Origin of the sequence: Corynebacterium sp. UBA4397 (genome assembly GCF_002390965.1) — a bacterium.
Taxonomy (GTDB): Bacteria; Actinomycetota; Actinomycetes; order Mycobacteriales; family Mycobacteriaceae; genus Corynebacterium; species Corynebacterium flavescens.
Genome location: NZ_DGRD01000030.1, coordinates 15,254 through 33,735, shown reverse-complemented (window position 1 = coordinate 33,735; position 18,482 = coordinate 15,254). Strand labels below are relative to the sequence as shown.

12 protein-coding genes are annotated in these 18,482 nt (G+C 60.9%); 9 read left to right on the top strand and 3 right to left on the bottom strand.

Annotated elements, in window-relative coordinates:
- Positions 1-331: 331 nt before the first annotated feature.
- A complete protein-coding gene (locus B2696_RS06690) occupies positions 332-1,636 on the bottom strand; it encodes a cryptochrome/photolyase family protein (protein ID WP_286954595.1) in 1,305 nt (434 codons plus the stop codon).
- Between the two features lie 309 nt (positions 1,637-1,945).
- On the opposite strand from B2696_RS06690, the gene rplJ reads away from it, so the two are divergent.
- The 9 genes from rplJ to B2696_RS06645 all read left to right on the top strand — a co-directional run bounded on the left by rplJ (position 1,946) and on the right by B2696_RS06645 (position 15,772).
- Positions 1,946-2,467: a 50S ribosomal protein L10 gene (gene rplJ / locus B2696_RS06685; RefSeq protein WP_286954593.1), complete on the top strand. Its 522-nt coding sequence runs from the start codon at positions 1,946-1,948 to the stop codon at positions 2,465-2,467.
- A 79-nt stretch (positions 2,468-2,546) separates the two neighbouring features.
- A complete protein-coding gene (gene rplL / locus B2696_RS06680) occupies positions 2,547-2,927 on the top strand; it encodes a 50S ribosomal protein L7/L12 (RefSeq protein WP_075729086.1) in 381 nt (126 codons plus the stop codon).
- Positions 2,928-3,020: 93 nt separating this feature from the next.
- Positions 3,021-3,992, top strand: coding sequence for a DUF3068 domain-containing protein (locus B2696_RS06675; RefSeq protein WP_276621903.1), 972 nt, complete (start codon positions 3,021-3,023; stop codon positions 3,990-3,992).
- A gap of 499 nt (positions 3,993-4,491) precedes the next feature.
- Positions 4,492-7,986, top strand: coding sequence for a DNA-directed RNA polymerase subunit beta (locus tag B2696_RS06670; RefSeq protein ID WP_075730984.1), 3,495 nt, complete (start codon positions 4,492-4,494; stop codon positions 7,984-7,986).
- Positions 7,987-8,098: 112 nt separating this feature from the next.
- Positions 8,099-12,094: a DNA-directed RNA polymerase subunit beta' gene (locus B2696_RS06665; RefSeq protein WP_276621905.1), complete on the top strand. Its 3,996-nt coding sequence runs from the start codon at positions 8,099-8,101 to the stop codon at positions 12,092-12,094.
- A 359-nt stretch (positions 12,095-12,453) separates the two neighbouring features.
- Positions 12,454-13,071 carry an ECF transporter S component gene (locus B2696_RS06660; protein WP_075729089.1) on the top strand — a complete coding sequence of 206 codons (618 nt, stop codon included), beginning with the start codon at positions 12,454-12,456 and terminating at the stop codon, positions 13,069-13,071.
- Between the two features lie 29 nt (positions 13,072-13,100).
- A complete protein-coding gene (locus B2696_RS06655; RefSeq protein WP_286954598.1) occupies positions 13,101-14,468 on the top strand; it encodes an ABC transporter ATP-binding protein in 1,368 nt (455 codons plus the stop codon).
- Positions 14,461-15,231 (top strand): energy-coupling factor transporter transmembrane component T family protein, encoded by a 771-nt coding sequence (locus B2696_RS06650; RefSeq protein WP_084559112.1) that lies wholly within the window; start codon positions 14,461-14,463, stop codon positions 15,229-15,231. The genes B2696_RS06655 and B2696_RS06650 overlap by 8 nt, the downstream gene beginning before the upstream one ends.
- A 4-nt stretch (positions 15,232-15,235) precedes the next feature.
- Positions 15,236-15,772 (top strand): hypothetical protein, encoded by a 537-nt coding sequence (locus tag B2696_RS06645; RefSeq protein ID WP_075729091.1) that lies wholly within the window; start codon positions 15,236-15,238, stop codon positions 15,770-15,772.
- Here B2696_RS06645 and B2696_RS06640 read toward each other — a convergent pair.
- Positions 15,755-16,459 (bottom strand): anaerobic ribonucleoside-triphosphate reductase activating protein, encoded by a 705-nt coding sequence (locus tag B2696_RS06640; RefSeq protein WP_286954589.1) that lies wholly within the window; start codon positions 16,457-16,459, stop codon positions 15,755-15,757. The genes B2696_RS06645 and B2696_RS06640 overlap by 18 nt on opposite strands.
- A complete protein-coding gene (locus B2696_RS06635; RefSeq protein ID WP_286954587.1) occupies positions 16,425-18,275 on the bottom strand; it encodes a ribonucleoside triphosphate reductase in 1,851 nt (616 codons plus the stop codon). Before B2696_RS06635 ends, B2696_RS06640 begins: the two co-directional genes overlap by 35 nt.
- Positions 18,276-18,482: the final 207 nt, after the last annotated feature.

Here is an 18,482-nt window from a genome sequence, read left to right as displayed (position 1 = left end):
CCCATGACCGTCACGCTAAGGCACCGCCACGCGGTACGACAATCCCCAACCCGCACCCAGTAAGGAAAACTGTGGATAACTCACCCGCACCGCCCCGGTTATCCACAGCCGGGCCGCTTCGCCAGAACTTGGCAGTGCGGTAGCAAGGCCATCCGGCCTATCCTGAAGGATCGGGTCCAAGCGGACTTCGGTATTCTTCTGGGCTTGCCTTCTTGTAGAGGACAGGGCCTAGGCCGTGTATCTCCGCCAATCATGCCGCTGCTTCGTCTTTGGAGAGGCCTATGCTGCATAGCGAAATGTCCCCTAAACGGAGTCTCGGGTTTTCGCGCCACTATTTCTTTATGTCGGAGTAGGCGGTGAGTGCGGCCTTGCGGGATTCGCGCAGATCCACGATGGGCGTGGGGGAGAGCGCCGGCGCCCACTGGGCGATGTACTCGCCATGGGGATCGAACTTGCTGGCCTGGGTTTCTGGGTTGAATATGCGGAAGTAGGGCGCGGCATCATCGCCGCAGCCGGCCACCCACTGCCAGTTGAAGGGGTTTGATGCTGGGTCGGCGTCGACAAGCGTGTCCCAGAACCATTCCTCGCCGCGGCGCCAGTGAATGGCCAGGTTCTTGGTCAGCAGGGAACCAACGACCATGCGCACGCGGTTGTGCATGTATCCGGTCTCCCACAGTTCGCGCATTCCGGCATCCACCAGGGCAATTCCGGTCTCCCCGCGCTGCCATGCGCCTAGTTCGGGGGCGTCCCATTCCCAGTCGAAGGCATCAAATTGGCGGCGTACGTTAACCGTGGCCAGGTCCGTGTGGTAGTAGAGGCGGTGCCAAGCGAAGTCCCGCCACAACAGCTCGGATTGGAAGGTTTCGCCGTGGGGCTGTTCGCTTGCCGAAGTCCATGCCTCGCGCACCGAAACCTCCCCGAAGCGCAGGTGCGGCGACAGCCGGGAGGTGGCAGGCCGGGCCGGGAAGTCGCGTCCGGCAGGATAATCGCCCAGATCGAGCGCGGACAGCTTGTGGCGCGCTTCCTCTTCGCCCGGAGTCCAGTGGCTGGCGAGCTTTGCGGCCCATTCGGGCTCCTCAGCTTTCTCCCACGGTTCTTTCTCCGGCGCGAAACCGCCCTTGAGATTGGGGACGGGGAGGGGAGTGTCATCACGGACCTGATCCCGCGCCGCCTTAGAAAAGGGCGTATAGACCCGATAGGGATCGCCCGCCTTGGTCGTGACCTCCCAAGGCTCGACGAGGGTATGCCCCGGATGGGAGGCCACTTCTAGGCCCTTCTTGCGCAAGTGTGCCTTGACCTCAGAGTCGACCTCGCGCAGCGGGCCGTGATAGCGCCGCGTCCACGCCACTGCATCGATGGTGGCCGTGGGCGCTAACTCTTCTATAAGGTTCTCGAGCACGGCAGTGGGCTCGCCGCTCCGGCGTAGCAGGGGCACGCCGCTTGCAGCTAGTTGCGCGGCCAGCGCGTGCAGTGAGCGCTCGCGCCACCACTCGGCCGCGCCCCCGAGGGCACGGGTGCCGCGGTAGACAGGCTCATCGATGAAGAGGGCGATGAGTGGTCCGCGGGCAGCGCACCAGCTCAGCGCCGCGTTGTCGTGGAGGCGAAGATCATCACGGAACCACATGAGGCAAGTCATTCTCGCCGAGTGTAGACGCAATAGCGTCATTGGCGCGATTTGGAAGTTCTGTGTGTCCAGATGTAGTCTGAATGCCGAAGTTTGAACGGCTTTCAGCCGGACTCAAGTTTCACCGAAGACCGTTGGTCATCCATTGGATCGAAGGTCCCCACTCTAAGGGGCGGCCCACGCAGGAGACACTTGCGAATTATGTAGCGCTTTGCGCTGCTCGCCCTGTGCTCTTGCACGGGGCTTTTTTGTTGGGATGTTTCTCGGCATGGAAGTCTCGGCGGAAAAATAAGAGATGTTTTGGAAGGAGGCGAGTAAACAATGGCAAACCCGAAGAATACTGCAGACCTGGCAGAGCTGAAGGAGAAGCTGGCCGGTGCTAGCTCCGTCGTTTTGACCGAGTACCGCGGCCTGACTGTGCCTCAGCTGCAGGAACTGCGTAACAACCTGGGCTTTGACGTTGAGTACTCCGTCGCCAAGAACACCCTCTTCAAGATCGCTGCCGCTGATTCCGGCATCGAGGGTCTTGACGAGCTGCTGACTGGCCCGACCGCAATTGCGTTCATTAAGGGCGAGGCAGTTGATGCTGCGAAGGTCATCAAGAAGTTTGCTGATGACAACAAGGCATTGATCGTCAAGGGTGGCTACATGGACGGCAACGCTTTGTCTGCCGAACAGGTTGCGGCCATCGCCGAGCTGGACAACCGCGAGACCACTCTCGCCAAGCTGGCCGGTGCTATGAAGGGTTCTTTGGCAAAGGCTGCGGCCGTATTCAACGCCCCTGCTACCAAGGCTGTCCGTACCGTGGCAGCTCTGCAGGACAAAAAAGAAGCAGAAGCTTAAATAGCGCAGTTCATCTGCGTTTAACTACACAATTTATACCGCGAAGTTATAGCGACTTCGCACAGAAAGGATGGCCGTCATGGCTAAGCTCACCAAGGACGAGCTCATTGAAGCTTTCAAGGAAATGACCCTCATCGAGCTCTCCGAGTTCGTTAAGGAATTCGAGGACGTCTTCGACGTCGAGGCTGCCGCTCCGGTTGCCGTTGCTGCTGGCGCTCCTGCCGCTGCTGCTGCTGAGGAAGAGAAGACCGAGTTCGACGTCGTTCTGACCGACGCTGGCGCCAAGAAGATCGGCGTCATCAAGGCTGTTCGCGAGCTCGTCTCCGGCCTGGGCCTGAAGGAAGCTAAGGAGCTCGTTGAGAGCGCTCCTAAGGCTATCATCGAGGGCGCTTCCAAGGACGACGCTGAGGCTGCTAAGGCCAAGCTCGAAGAGGCTGGCGCTTCCGTCGAGCTCAAGTAATTTACTTGGCTTAACTAAGACTGACCCCGCATCCCTTTCCTGGGACGCGGGGTCGTTCTTCGTTTTAGGGCCGCATCTGTAGAATCAATCCCCATGTTGCCCAAGTCCCGAATTGTCTCCGTACTCCTGCTCGGCCTCGGCGTCGCGCTCATCGCTGCGGGAATTGTGGCACCCGCTTTCTTGAACTTCTCGCCCCGCATGCCGCTGGATCTGGACAAGACCACGTGGACCTTGCGTGATGATGACGCGCACTCGCAGGTCTTGGGACCGGAGGGCGCGCAGCCCTATCAGGGGCCGCTGACCTATCAGCTCAACATGGAGCTGCAGGCACCCAAGGGCGACGACGGCGTGACGGTGCGGGTGGGAGAGTCCACCATGCGCGGCGCGGGAGAGGGCTTGAGCGACCTCGATAACGCTAAGGTGTGGTCTTTTGATATGGACCGACTCACCGGTGCCAGCATTGGGAACCTGCGGCTGAGTGATACCCTTGCCAGCCCTGCCATCGAGATTCCCCTTGATGGTTACTGGCTGAAATTCCCGGCTGATGCCGAGCAGACCAATTACCCCGTGTTTGATCCCACGCTGCGCAAGCCGGTGGACGCGGTATTCCAAGAAGAGGTGGAGATGCAGGGCCGGACGGTCTATCGCTATCACCAAGAGATTGAGCCCACCAACGTGGCAACGCTCTATGCCGCCAACGGCACCACCACGACCTTCCAGAATGAGGACGGGTCCACGGAGCAGGGCTATCTCTATCATTCCGGCTGGCGTGACTACTTCGTAGACCAAGCCACGGGCATGCTCATTGGTCTCGACGTCAACATCGATGATTACTATGCCGATAGAACCGGTTTCGGGCGCGAGCAGGCCTTCGTATTCGACGGGCGTACCAGTGAAGAAGACGAAGCCGCGTTCCTGAGCCAGGCCGATTCCTTCCCGCGTCCCGCTTGGGCCGAGGGGCTGCGCTGGGCCAGCATCGGGCTGGGCAGCGTGCTGGTACTCATCGGCATCGTTGGCGCGCTCGGAGTCTTCGGGCGCCGGGGCTCGTCCGGACGTAAGAAGTAACCACTGCACGTTAGCCGTGGGAATGTAGCTTGAGAAAACTGCCACTGATCTGCGCGTCTTGTGGCGCGCGGTAGTACAAGTGGTAGGGTAACGCGTGTCCACGGCGCAAGCTCGCAGCGCTCCGCTGGCTCCCCGGATGGGAATCATGTGTTGCAGTGCAGCCGCCCCCCAGGGCCGGGCCAAGTACATGCTAAGTACGGAGCTGCACACCGCTGCGTCCGTTGGTTGAGGCTTCTTCACCGAGCGAGGTGAGAAAGCAAACTTTTGCCGGGTGAGATCTATGCCTTTACAGAATTGAAATTTTAGTATACTCTGTTTCTTTGCGCTGGAATCTGGAAATTCGGTGCACATTTAGCCTTTCGGGTAGGTGATGGCAAAGCCGACTTGACAAGGTGATTTTGTGCATTCTGAACCCAGTAGTTCCACAGCAGACCGAATGCTAAAATTACCAGCGGTTATGCTCCTCGTCGGCCAGGGCGGGGACAGCAAGCCGCGTGAGGTGCTGGAAGGACCCATCTTGGCAGTCTCCCGCCAGACCAAGTCAGTGGCCAATATCCCTGGAGCCCCGAAGCGATACTCCTTCGCTAAGATCAGCGAGCCTATCGCTGTCCCGGGCCTCCTTGATCTACAACTCGATTCCTTTGCATGGCTCGTCGGCACGCCCGAGTGGCGTGAGCGGCAGCAGGCTGAGCGCGGCGAAGACGCCCGCGTCACCTCAGGCCTGGAGGATATCCTCGAAGAGCTTTCCCCGATCCAGGACTACTCGGGCAATATGTCCCTGTCCCTGTCGGAGCCTCGCTTTGAGCCGGTGAAAAACACCGTCGATGAGTGCAAGGAAAAGGACATCAACTACTCTGCGCCGCTGTATGTGACCGCAGAGTTCATCAACAATGAGACGCAGGAAATCAAGTCTCAGACCGTCTTTATCGGCGATTTCCCCATCATGACCGATAAGGGCACGTTCATCGTCAACGGCACGGAGCGCGTTGTCGTCTCCCAGCTCGTGCGTTCCCCGGGCGTCTACTTCGATCAGACGATCGACAAGTCCACCGAGCGCCCGCTGCACTCCGTGAAGGTTATTCCTTCCCGCGGTGCGTGGCTCGAGTTCGACGTCGACAAGCGCGACACCGTCGGCGTGCGCATCGACCGCAAGCGTCGCCAGCCGGTGACCGTCTTGCTCAAGGCCCTGGGGTGGACCGAGCAGCAGATCAAGGATCGCTTTGGCTTCTCCGAGCTGATGATGTCTACCCTCGAGTCCGATGGCGTAGCCAACACGGACGAGGCCCTGCTGGAGATCTACCGCAAGCAGCGCCCGGGCGAGCAGCCGACCCGCGAGCTCGCGCAGTCCCTGCTGGATAACTCCTTCTTCCGCGCGAAGCGCTATGACTTGGCAAAGGTCGGCCGTTACAAGGTCAACCGCAAGCTGGGTCTCGGTGGAGATCATGACGGTCTCATGACTCTGACCGAGGAAGACATCGCCGTCACCCTCGAGTACCTCGTGCGTCTGCACGTGGGCGAGCGCGAGATGACCGCCCCCAACGGTGAGCAGATTGCCATCCACACCGATGACATCGACCACTTTGGAAACCGTCGCCTGCGCACCGTTGGCGAGCTGATCCAGAACCAGGTCCGCGTCGGCCTTTCGCGCATGGAGCGCGTTGTGCGCGAGCGCATGACCACCCAGGACGCTGAGTCCATCACGCCGACCTCGTTGATCAACGTGCGTCCGGTCTCCGCGGCGATCCGCGAGTTCTTCGGAACTTCGCAGCTCTCGCAGTTCATGGACCACAACAACTCGCTCTCCGGACTGACCCACAAGCGCCGCCTGTCGGCGCTGGGCCCTGGCGGCCTCTCCCGCGAGCGTGCGGGCATCGAGGTCCGAGACGTGCACGCCTCGCACTACGGCCGCATGTGTCCGATTGAGACCCCGGAAGGCCCGAACATTGGTCTTATCGGTTCGCTTGCTTCCTACGCACGCGTCAACGCTTTTGGCTTCATCGAGACGCCTTATCGCAAGGTCATTGACGGCTGCGTTACCGATCAGGTTGATTACCTGACCGCTGATGAAGAAGATCGCTTCGCCATTGCGCAGGCAGAGATCGAAAAGGACGCGGAGGGCAATATCACCGCCGACCGCGTCGAGGTCCGCCTCAAGGACGGGGACATCGGAGTCACCGCCGCGGCCAACGTTGATTATGTTGACGTTTCCCCGCGCCAGATGGTTTCCGTGGGCACCGCCATGATTCCGTTCTTGGAGCACGACGACGCAAACCGTGCCCTGATGGGTGCGAACATGCAGAAGCAGGCCGTGCCGCTGGTGCGTTCTGAGGCTCCGCTGGTTGGTACCGGCATGGAGCAGCGCGCTGCCTACGACGCAGGCGATCTTGTCATCACCCCGAAGTCTGGCGTGGTGGAGAATGTCAGCGCCGATCTCATCACCGTCATGGATGATGAGGGTCAGCGTGATACCTATATGCTGCGCAAGTTCGAGCGCACCAACCAGGGCACCAACTACAACCAGACTCCGTTGGTCTCCTTGGGCCAGCGCGTCGAGGCCGGCCAGGTCTTGGCTGATGGTCCTGGTACCCACAATGGTGAGATGTCTCTGGGCCGTAACCTCCTGGTTGCCTTCATGCCTTGGGAAGGTCACAACTACGAGGACGCCATCATCTTGAACCAGCGCATTGTGGAAGAGGACGTTTTGACCTCCATCCACATTGAGGAGCACGAGATTGATGCTCGTGACACCAAGCTGGGCGCGGAAGAGATCACCCGGGAAATCCCGAATGTCTCCGATGATGTTTTGCGCGATCTTGATGAGCGCGGCATCGTCCGCATTGGTGCTGACGTACGCGCCGGCGACATCCTGGTTGGTAAGGTCACCCCGAAGGGCGAGACAGAGCTCACCCCGGAGGAGCGCCTGCTGCGCGCCATCTTCGGTGAGAAGGCTCGCGAGGTCCGCGATACCTCGATGAAGGTACCCCACGGTGAGAACGGCAAGGTTATCGGCGTTGCGCACTTCTCCCGCGAGGACGATGATGACCTGGCTCCTGGCGTCAACGAGATGATCCGCGTTTATGTGGCTCAGAAGCGCAAGATCCAGGACGGCGACAAGATGGCCGGACGCCACGGTAACAAGGGTGTCGTGGGCAAGATTCTTCCTCCGGAAGATATGCCCTTCATGGCTGACGGAACCCCCGTTGACATCATCTTGAACACGCACGGTGTTCCGCGTCGTATGAACATCGGCCAGGTTCTCGAGGTTCACCTCGGCTGGCTGGCTCACGCAGGCTGGAAGGTCGACGTTGAGGATCCAGCAAATGCCGACCTTCTCAAGACCCTCCCCGAGGAGCTCTACGAGGTTCCCGCCGATTCCTTGACCGCCACCCCGGTCTTCGACGGAGCTTCCAACGAGGAGATTGCACGCCTTCTGGCTTCCTCCAAGCCCAACCGTGATGGTGACGTCTTGGTTGATGAGCACGGCAAGGCGCAGCTTTTCGACGGCCGTTCGGGCGAGCCCTACATGTACCCGGTCTCCGTTGGTTACATGTACATGCTCAAGCTGCACCACCTCGTCGACGAGAAGATCCACGCTCGTTCCACCGGTCCTTATTCCATGATTACCCAGCAGCCGCTGGGAGGTAAGGCGCAGTTCGGCGGCCAGCGCTTCGGTGAGATGGAGGTGTGGGCGATGCAGGCTTATGGTGCCGCCTACACCCTGCAGGAGCTGCTCACCATCAAGTCGGATGACGTGGTTGGCCGTGTCAAGGTCTATGAGGCCATTGTCAAGGGCGAGAACATTCCGGATCCGGGCATCCCCGAGTCCTTCAAGGTCTTGCTCAAGGAGCTGCAGTCCCTGTGCCTCAACGTCGAGGTTCTCTCGACTGACGGCACCCCGATGGAACTGTCCGGTTCTGATGACGATGACATGGAAAGCCCCTCGCTCGGTATCAACCTCTCGCGCGACGAGCGTTCCGACGCCGACATCGCTTAAGTGTCTACTTCGGTCCGGGTGGCAGGCCACGCGCTTTGCACCCCGGGCATCACGAATTTTTCTTAGAAAGCCATCAATTCCTCATTCATAGAGGATGAAAGGGAGACATTACGTGTTTGACGTAAATCTCTTCGACGAGCTCCGCATCGGTCTGGCCACCGCTGATGACATTCGTCGCTGGTCAAAGGGCGAGGTTAAGAAGCCCGAGACCATCAACTACCGCACCCTGAAGCCGGAGAAGGACGGCCTGTTCTGCGAGCGCATCTTCGGACCTACGCGCGACTGGGAGTGTGCTTGTGGCAAGTACAAGCGCGTCCGTTACAAGGGCATCATCTGCGAGCGCTGTGGCGTCGAGGTCACCAAGTCCAAGGTGCGCCGCGAGCGCATGGGCCACATCGAGCTTGCCGCTCCTGTGACCCACATCTGGTACTTCAAGGGCGTTCCCTCGCGCTTGGGCTACCTGTTGGATCTCGCTCCTAAGAACCTCGAGCGCATCATCTACTTCGCCGCCAACATCATCACCTCGGTCGATGAAGAGGCTCGCCATAACGATCAGTCCACCCTCGAGGCAGAAATGCTGCTCGAGAAGAAGGACGTTCAGGATGACACCGAGGCGGAGATCGCAGAGCGCGCTGCCAAGCTCGAGTCCGATCTGGCTGAGCTAGAGGCCGCTGGTGCCAAGGCGGATGCCCGTCGCAAGGTGCAGAATGCCGCTGACAAGGAGATGCAGCACATCCGCGAGCGCGGCGAGCGCGAGGTCGCCCGTCTTGACGAGATCTGGACCACCTTCCTCAAGCTGGCCCCGAAGCAGATGATCATCGATGAGACCATCTACGACGAGCTTGTTGATCGCTACGAGGACTACTTCACCGGCGGAATGGGCGCGGAGGCTATCCAGACGCTCATCCGTAACTTCGACCTCGAGGCTGAGGCCGAGGACCTGCGCGAAATCATTCGCAACGGCAAGGGTCAGAAGAAGATGCGCGCCCTTAAGCGCCTCAAGGTTGTCGCCGCGTTCCTGCGCTCCGGCAACGATCCGGCTGGCATGGTCTTGGACGCGATTCCGGTCATCCCGCCGGAACTGCGCCCGATGGTGCAGCTCGACGGTGGCCGTTTCGCCACCTCGGACCTCAACGATCTCTACCGTCGCGTTATCAACCGCAACAACCGCCTCAAGCGCATGATCGATCTCGGCGCCCCCGAGATCATCGTCAACAACGAGAAGCGCATGCTGCAGGAGTCCGTTGACGCCCTCTTCGACAACGGTCGTCGCGGCCGTCCTGTCACGGGCCCGGGCAACCGCCCGTTGAAGTCCCTGTCTGACTTGCTCAAGGGCAAGCAGGGGCGCTTCCGTCAGAACCTGCTGGGTAAGCGCGTTGACTACTCCGGCCGTTCCGTCATTATCGTCGGTCCGCAGCTCAAGCTCCACGAGTGTGGTCTGCCGAAGTTGATGGCTCTCGAGCTCTTCAAGCCCTTCGTCATGAAGCGCCTGGTGGAAAATGACTATGCACAGAACATCAAGTCGGCAAAGCGCATGGTTGAGCGCCAGCGCCCCGAGGTGTGGGACGTCCTCGAAGAGGCCATCTCCGAGCACCCGGTGATGCTTAACCGCGCACCTACGCTGCACCGCCTTGGTATTCAGGCCTTCGAGCCGAAGCTGGTTGAGGGTAAGGCTATCCAGCTGCACCCGCTGGCCTGTGAGGCTTTCAACGCCGACTTCGACGGCGACCAGATGGCAGTCCATCTGCCCCTGTCCGCCGAGGCACAGGCAGAGGCTCGCGTCTTGATGCTGGCTTCCAACAACATCCTTTCCCCGGCATCTGGCAAGCCTTTGGCTATGCCGCGTCTGGACATGGTTACCGGTCTTTACTACCTGACCATGAACAAGACCGCCGAGGAGCTCGGTGGCGAGGGTCGTTATACCCCTGCCGACGAGAATGGTCCGGAAAAGGGCGTCTACTCGTCCTATGCCGAGGCACTCATGGCCCGCGATCGCGGAGTCGTGGGCCTGCAGGCTCCTATCAAGGTGCGCATCGATCACCTCCGCCCGCCGGAGGATATCGAGGCACAGTTCTTCCCGGATGGTTGGCACAAGGGCGAGTCCTGGCTCGCTGAGACCACCCTAGGCCGCATCATGTTCAACGAGCTGCTGCCGTGGAACTACCCTTACCTTGAGGGCGTCATGGTCCGTAAGGGCGGCTCCAAGGACACGGTCCTCTTGGGCGATGTGGTCAATGACTTGGCCATCAAGTACCCCATGATCACCGTGGCGCAGGTCTTGGACAAGATGAAGGATGCCGGTTTCTACTGGGCTACCCGTTCCGGCGTGACGATCACCATGTCTGACGTGTTGGTTCTTCCGAACAAGGAAGAAATCCTCGAGTCCTATGAGAAGGACGCGCAGACCATCGAGCGTAAGTACTGGGAGCAGGGCGCCCTGACCGAGCGCGAGCGTTATGACCGCCTCGTCGAGCTGTGGAAGCACGCCACCGACACCGTGGGTAACGCGGTGGAGAAGCTCTACCCGGACGATAACCCGATTCCGATGATCGTGAAGTCCGGTGCTGCCGGTAACATGCGTCAGATTTGGACCCTGGCCGGCATGAAGGGCATGGTCGTGAACTCCAAGGGTGACTACATCACTCGCCCGATTAAGACCTCTTTCCGTGAAGGTCTGTCGGTGTTGGAGTACTTCAACAACTCGCACGGTTCCCGCAAGGGCCTGGCCGATACCGCGCTGCGTACCGCCGACTCCGGCTACCTCACCCGCCGTCTGGTGGATGTGGCGCAGGACGTCATCGTGCGCGAAGAGGATTGTGGCACCCGTCAGGGTGTGCGCATCCCGCTGGGCACCGAGGTGGCACCGGGCAAGTACGAGGTTCACGAGCTGTGGGAGACCTCGGCTTCGGGCCGCGTCGTGGCTACCGATGTCAAGGATTCACACGGCGAGATCGTTGCTCAGGCGGGCGAGGATCTCACCGAGGAACTGACGGACAAGCTGGTCAACGCTGGCGTTCTCCACATCAAGGTTCGCTCCGTGCTGACCTGCCAGACCCCTGCCGGCGTCTGCGCCAAGTGCTACGGCAAGTCCATGGCTTCTGGCCAGTTGGTGGATATCGGCGAGGCCGTTGGCATCGTCGCCGCCCAGTCCATTGGTGAGCCGGGTACCCAGCTGACCATGCGTACCTTCCACCAGGGTGGTGTCGGTGGCGATATTACCGGCGGCCTGCCCCGTGTGCAGGAGCTCTTCGAGGCTCGTAACCCGAAGAACCGCGCGCCCATCGCTTCTGTCGATGGCACGGTTTCGCTCTCCGATGAGGGTAACTTCTGGACCTTGACCATCACCCCGGATGACGGTTCTGACAACGTTGTCTACGAGAAGCTCTCGAAGCGCCAGGGCCTGGCCCAGGTGCGTCGCCCCATGGAGTCCAACCCGGATGCCATGATTGAGCGTTCCCTGCGTGACGGTGACCACGTCACCACCGGTGAGCGCCTCATGCGTGGCGCTGCGGATCCGCACGACGTGCTTGAGGTCTTGGGACGCCGCGGCGTCGAAAAGCACCTCATAGACGAGGTGCAGGCCGTTTACCGCGCACAGGGTGTGGCTATCCACGACAAGCACATCGAGATCATCATTCGTCAGATGCTGCGTCGCGGCACCGTCATCGACGCAGGTTCCACGGACTTCCTGCCCGGCACTCTTATTGACCTCTCTGAGGCCAAGCAGATCAATGCCACGCAGGTCGCCGAGGGTGGCGAGCCGGCGCAGCTGCGCTCCGAGATCATGGGTATCACCAAGGCCTCGCTGGCCACGGAATCCTGGCTCTCGGCCGCCTCCTTCCAGGAGACCACCCGCGTGCTTACCGACGCCGCTATTAACAAGCGCTCCGATAAGCTCATTGGCCTCAAGGAGAACGTCATCATCGGTAAGCTCATTCCGGCCGGTACCGGAATCTCGCGTTACCGCAACATCTCCGTCAAGCCGACCGAGGCCGCCCGCAACGCGGCGTACTCGATTCCGACTTACGGCGATTCCATCTACGGCGACGACGGCTTCGGTGAATTCACCGGTGCCTCCGTGCCTCTGGATGAGGACTTCAACTTCTAAGTCGTCCTCAAGGTTTCCTCGCTAAGAGGAAACCAGCGCGCAACCTCACCTCCACAGCGCCTCCGCCCTTTCCGGGCAGGTGCAGGAGGAGGGGTTGCGCGTTTTTGATCTTCGCCAACGCTGCCTCGATGCGATAGAATAAACCGGTCTTTCGATCTGCTTTTGGCCCTGTGCGGGCTGCGGTGACAAGGAGATATAGAACTAAACACTGAACACGGGTGCTCTCGTGTGGGGTAGGTTACGTGCCCGGCTTGTGCCGTCTTCTGACTTGCTCCCTCCAGGAGGGCTGAGATGTGTCGCAAGCGCGCACAAACCGTTGAACCTGATCCGGGTAATTCCGGCGAGAGGAAGAATTAAGCATGACTAGTACTACTTCTACGAGCGCGACTGAAACCCGCGCTCTGCGCTGGCGCACCGTCGACATCGTTGTCGCATCGGTGCTCGCCGTGGCCTGTGGCATTATCTTCTTAGTCTGGAACTCAGTGGGATACGCCTGGTTCCTGGCCATGGACAACCTCACGCCGGGCCTCGGTGGTATGGCCACCGGCATCTGGCTGCTGGGAGGCATCCTGGGTGGCCTCATTATCCGCAAGCCTGGTGCGGCTATTTATGTGGAACTGCTGGCCTCGTGTGTCTCTGCGGTGCTGGGTTCGCAGTGGGGAATCTCTACTCTCTATTCCGGCCTGGCTCAGGGCATCGGCGCGGAGATCATCCTGGCCATCTTCCTCTACCGCCGCTTTAACCTGCCTGTTGCCGCCTTGGCCGGATTCGGTGCCGGGCTTGGTGCCTTCATCCTGGAGCTTTTCACCAGCGGAAACCTGGCGCGCTCTATGGAGTTCAAGGTGATTTACTTCGTCACTGAGACCATATCCGGTGCCCTGCTGGCCGGCGTATTGGGATACTTCCTCGTCCTCGCTCTGGCGAAGACAGGGGCGCTCGACCGCTTTGCCGTTGGCAGGGAACAGCGCGCCCGCTAGTTGTGAGTGATCGTGGAACGCGCGTGGATATGCGCGGCTTTGGCTGGACGCATGCCGGGCGTGCGCAGCCCGCATTGCGCAACATTGATCTGAGCATTGCGCCTGGCGAGCGCGTGCTGCTCTGTGGGGACTCGGGCTCGGGCAAGTCCACCTTGGTCGCGGCCCTGGCAGGAGTGTTGGGCGGCGATGATGAGGGCACGCAACACGGCGAGATCATCTTGGAAGATGCCGCGGGCAACCGCGAGGCGCCGGGCCGCACGATCCCCGTGGGGCTGGTGCTCCAAGACCCAGACTCGCAGGTTATTTGCTCGCGCGTGGGCGATGACGTGGCTTTTGGCTGCGAGAACCTCGGCGTGGAACGCTCCGAGCTATGGGAGCGCGTGAATCGCGCTTTAGACATGGTGGGTCTAGACGTAGACGTTGATCATCCCACCGCGCGGCTTTCTGGCGGGCAGAAGCAGCGCCTGGCCTTGGCCGGTGTTATGGCTATGGGGGCCGGGCTCATCCTGCTTGATGAGCCCACGGCGAACCTGGATCCGCAGGGTTCGCGCGAGGTGGCGGGGGCCGTTGCCGCCGTGGCGAAGGAAACCGGCGCCACACTCGTGGTGGTCGAGCACAACTATGAGTACTGGGCCGATATCCTCGACCGAGCAATAGTGCTCGAGCACGGGGAACTGGTAGAGGATGCCATGCCTGCAGCTGTCGTGGCTCGGCGGCAAATAACTGGCCTGCCGCATGCTCGCAGCGTAACGAGCAAAGAAGACGCCATGTGGTGCAATAACCTGGTTACTCGTTTCGGCCCCCCGCGCACTTACCAGCTTCCAGCAGGCGCATCCACCGTGGTCAGCGGGGCAAATGGCTCAGGAAAAACTACGTGGCTGATGACTATGGCGGGCTTATTGCCCGCCCAGTCGGGCGAAATTGGGCTTTCTGATAGCGTGCGCGATGGCCTTTCCGGCTCCCCGGCCAAGTGGCCTTCTCGCGAGTTGGCCCGACACATTGGATTTGTTTTTCAGAACCCCGAGCATCAGTTTGTGGCTCGTTCGGTCCATGAGGAACTGCGGGTTTCCGCACGCGCGCGCGGGGTAGAGCCCCCAGAACAACGCATCTCGGAGTTGGTGGACAGGCTGCGCTTGGGTCAACTCTTGGAGGCCAACCCCTTCGCGCTCTCCGGAGGGGAGAAGCGCCGGCTCTCTGTGGCTACGGCACTCGTCACCGCCCCCGCGGTGGTCTTGTTGGATGAACCGACCTTTGGCCAGGATCCGAGCACCTTTGCCGAACTCGTGCGCTTACTGCGGGAGCTGGCTGATAGCGGCGTGACCGTCGCCTCCATCAGCCATGACCCCTACTTCATCTCCGCCTTGGGGGACCATCGAATTGAGGTATCCAGTGCCTAATATTCTGGCCGGGCTCAACCCGATAACCCGCATTGCCCTGATGATTCTGCTCGCCACGCCTTTGTTGCTCTCTGTCGATTGGGTCTCTGCCGCAATCTCGCTGGCCATAACTCTTGCCTTGGCGCCCTTGTGCGGGATGCCGTGGCCACGGCTGCTGCGCTCCTCCTGGTTCCTCTTTATCATCGCCCCGCTTTCTGGAATCTCCATGCTCCTCTACGGTGCTCCCGGCGGGGAGGTCTACTTTCAGTGGTGGCTCATGGTGGTCTCCGACAATTCCATCGAGCTGGCGGTAGCGATCATGCTGCGCGTGCTGGCCGTGGCTCTGCCGATGGTCGTCCTCTCGCGCGATATTGATCCCACGCGCCTGGGTGATTCCCTAGCCCAGGTGCTGCACTTGCCGGCGCGCTTCGTCATCGGGGCGGTCGCCGGGGTGCGGATGGTGACCTTGTTCAAGGATGATTGGGCGTTCATGTCCATGGCACGCCGCGCGCGGGGCTTGAGTGATCAAGGCAGAATCCGCCACACCATGACCATGTCTTTCGGGCTGTTGGTCTTGGCGCTGCGCCGCGGCGGGAAACTAGCCACGGCGATGGAGGCGCGCGGCTTTGGCAGAACCCCACCAGGTGGGGGAGCCCGCACGTGGGCTCGGCCTTCCCGCCTCCACCGGCGCGACCTGGTTGCCCTGTGCGTAGGAATTGTTCTCACCGCTATCCCCATCGTGGTTGCGGTTCTCAGCGGTTCTTGGCGCTTCTTCGGGCTATAGCCGCATGATTAAAGCAGGCAGCCTCGAGGAGCTGCTCACTGCCGTGGAGAGTGCAGCCACCGCGGTTCCTGTGACAGTGCTTGTCGACGGCCCCTCTGGCGCCGGCAAGACCTCCGCGGCACAGGAATTATCTCGGCGCACGGGTTGGCACGTTGTGCACCTCGACGAGTTCTACCCCGGTTGGCATGGGCTGAGTGCGGCCTCGCGCATGGTCGCCTCCAACGTGCTGGCCCCGCGCAATCCCGGATATTGGCGCTGGGACTGGGCCAATGATTGCCGCGGCGAGTGGGTCAGTCTGGCTGGAGTAGGCAACCTTATCGTTGAGGGAGTCGGGGCCCTGACGAAGGTGAATCTGGCCGCGGCAAGGGCAAGGGGACAGGCGCTATCAATATTCATCGATGGTCCGCGCTCGCAACGCCGCGCGCGGGCTCTGGAGCGCGACCCCGACTATGAGCAGTGGTTCGAGGTTTGGGAAAGCCAGGAGCGCACCTACTTCCAGCAGCTGTGTGCCCCAGCGCAGTTTTCATGGACGTGGAGCTGAGTACTCGGCGAGTCCCGCGCCGTGATAGCGGCCGTTGCTGTCGCAGTCGCGTGCCCATTGGAGCACGAGTTCCTGGCCGTATCCCGCTGCCAGCTCCTTGAGCTCGGCGAGGTTATTGTCCATGGGCGAGCCGTGCCATAGGGTGGTGCGCAGCTGCAATCCCATTCTGTGCTTCGCGGCTGCGCGGGCTACTAAGTCGAGACTCTCCCTCATTCTTTGAGCCACAGCGGGGGTGCACCCGGCTACACCAGGGATGTCACGGGTTAAGGCCTTGACATCAAATCCAATCCACTCCGGGCGGGTGGAAGGATCATCGAGCAACACCGCGAGCCGCTTGGGGGAGTAGCCGCTGGTGTGCAGGCCCACCTTGAAGCCGGCGGCGTGGACTGCGGCTATCGCTGCGGGCAAGGCGTGGCAGCTTAAAGGTTCGCCGCCGGAGATGACCATGCCGTCGAGCAGGCCACGGCGTTCCTCTAGCAGTGAAAGGGCAGACCCGAAGGTATAGGGCGTGGGCTCGAAGCCCTGCAGGGAGGGGTTATGGCAATATACGCACCGCAGCGGGCAGCCCTGCGTGAATACGCTAAGCGTTAAGCGGCCGGGCCAGTCGGTGGCGGAGAAAGGCACGATTCCGCCGACGGGCAGAGCCACCTTCCTAGTGTGCGGGTTCGGCGAAGTAGAGCCGCTCATGGAACTCCCCCTTCTTACCGGTATTGAAGCTTGCCATGGGGCGGAAGTAACCCATGACCCGGGTCCAGACTTCGGTCTTATCCCCACACTGCGGGCAGCGGGGATGTTCGCCTGAAATATAGCCGTGGGAAGCGCAGATCGAGTAGGTGGGCGTGATGGTGATGTAGGGCAGGCGGAAGTTCTCGAGGGAGCGGCGCACCATGAGCGCGCAGGCCTCTCCGCTAGATAGTGCCGCGCCCATGTAAAGGTGGAGGACGGTTCCGCCGGTGTATGCGGATTGCAGATCCTCTTGCTCCCGCAGTGCTGCAAAGGGGTCCGGAGTATGGGAGACAGGCAGCTGTGAGGAGTTGGTGTAATAGGGCTCCTCCGCGGTACCAGCCTGCAGGATATCGGGGAAGCGCTTGCCGTCTTCGCGCGCGAAGCGGTAGGTAGCCCCTTCTGCCGGTGTGGCCTCTAAGTTAAAGAGGTGCCCTGTTTCTTGCTGTGCCTGACGTAGCAATTCGCGCATGTGCTCAAGCAGGCGCAGGGACATGGAGTGTCCGCGAGGATCGGTGATATCCCAGTCGTCGCCGGTGAAGTTGCGGATCATCTCATTGCAGCCGTTGAGGCCGATAGTGGAAAAGTGGTTGTCCAGGCTGGGCAGCCAGCGCCGAGTATAGGGGAGCAATCCGCGATCCATGAGCTCGGCTACGAAGGTGCGACGGCGCTCCAGGGTATCAACCGCAAGGGCCACCAGCTCATCGACCCGCTTCAGCAGTGCCTCCTCGTCGCCGCGGTAGAGGTAACCCAGCCGCGCGCAGTTGAGGGTGACCACGCCGATGGATCCGGTGAGCTCGGCGGAGCCGAAGAGGCCATTGCCGCGCTTGAGAAGCTCGCGGAGATCCAGTTGGAGCCGGCAGCACATGGAGCGGATCATGCCCGGATCAAGGTCAGAGTTGAGGAAGTTCTGGAAGTAAGGGAGTCCGTAGCGCGCCGTCATATCGAAAAGGGCCCGGGCATTGGCGCTATCCCAGGAGAAGTCCTCGGTGATGTTATAGGTGGGAATAGGGAAGGTGAAGGGCCTCCCATCGACGTCTCCCTGCGACATCACTTCGATGAAGGCGCGGTTGATAAGGTCCATCTCTGGCTGGAGGTCGCCGTAGCGGAAGGGCGCGAGTTCTCCGGCGATGAAGGGCGTGTTATCGGCCACGTCGGCGGGGCATACCCAGTCAAAGGTCAGGTTGGTAAAAGGGGTTTGCGTTCCCCAGCGCGAGGGGACGTTGAGATTGAAAATGAACTCCTGCATGGTCTGAAGAACCGCGTCGTAGTCGAGGTCATCGAGGCGGACGAAAGGCGCCATGTAGGTGTCAAAACTCGAAAACGCCTGCGCGCCCGCCCACTCGTTTTGCAAGGTGCCAAAGAAGTTGACCACCTGGCCGCAGGCAGCGGAGAAGTGCCGCGGTGGGCCGGAGGAGATGGTGCCGGAGACACCGCCGAACCCCTCCTCAAGTAGCTGACGCAAGGACCAACCGGCGCAGTAGCCACAGAGCATGTCGAGATCGTGGATATGAATATCGCCAGAGCGATGTGCCTGGCCTGCCTCCGGGCAAAATACTTGGTCGAGCCAGTAGTTGGCCGTGAGCTTGCCAGAGGAATTGAGGATCATTCCGCCGAGGGAGTAGTCCTGATTGGCGTTGGCATTGATGCGCCAGTCCGAGCGGTCGAGGTACTCGTTGAGGGTGGAAACGGCGTCGACAAGCGAAGCCTCCGTGGTGGACGCAGTGTCTTGGGCGCCAGCGACGAATCCGGCGCTGTGCCTGGAGGGAGAAATAGGCATGTGGTGCTCCTTGTCTGGGCGGCGAAGGAAAGGCCGCGCCTCAACAAAGAACATAGTTGTAATTTGCAGGACACTGCGGCGGGAAACACAACATGCAGTAAACAGTACGGGCAGTATTACTACATGTAGTGTCTGTGCGGGGATTGTCCCTCGGGGGACGTGCCCGCATTTTGTGCCTGAGGTAATTGTCACCGGCTTCTGTGATGT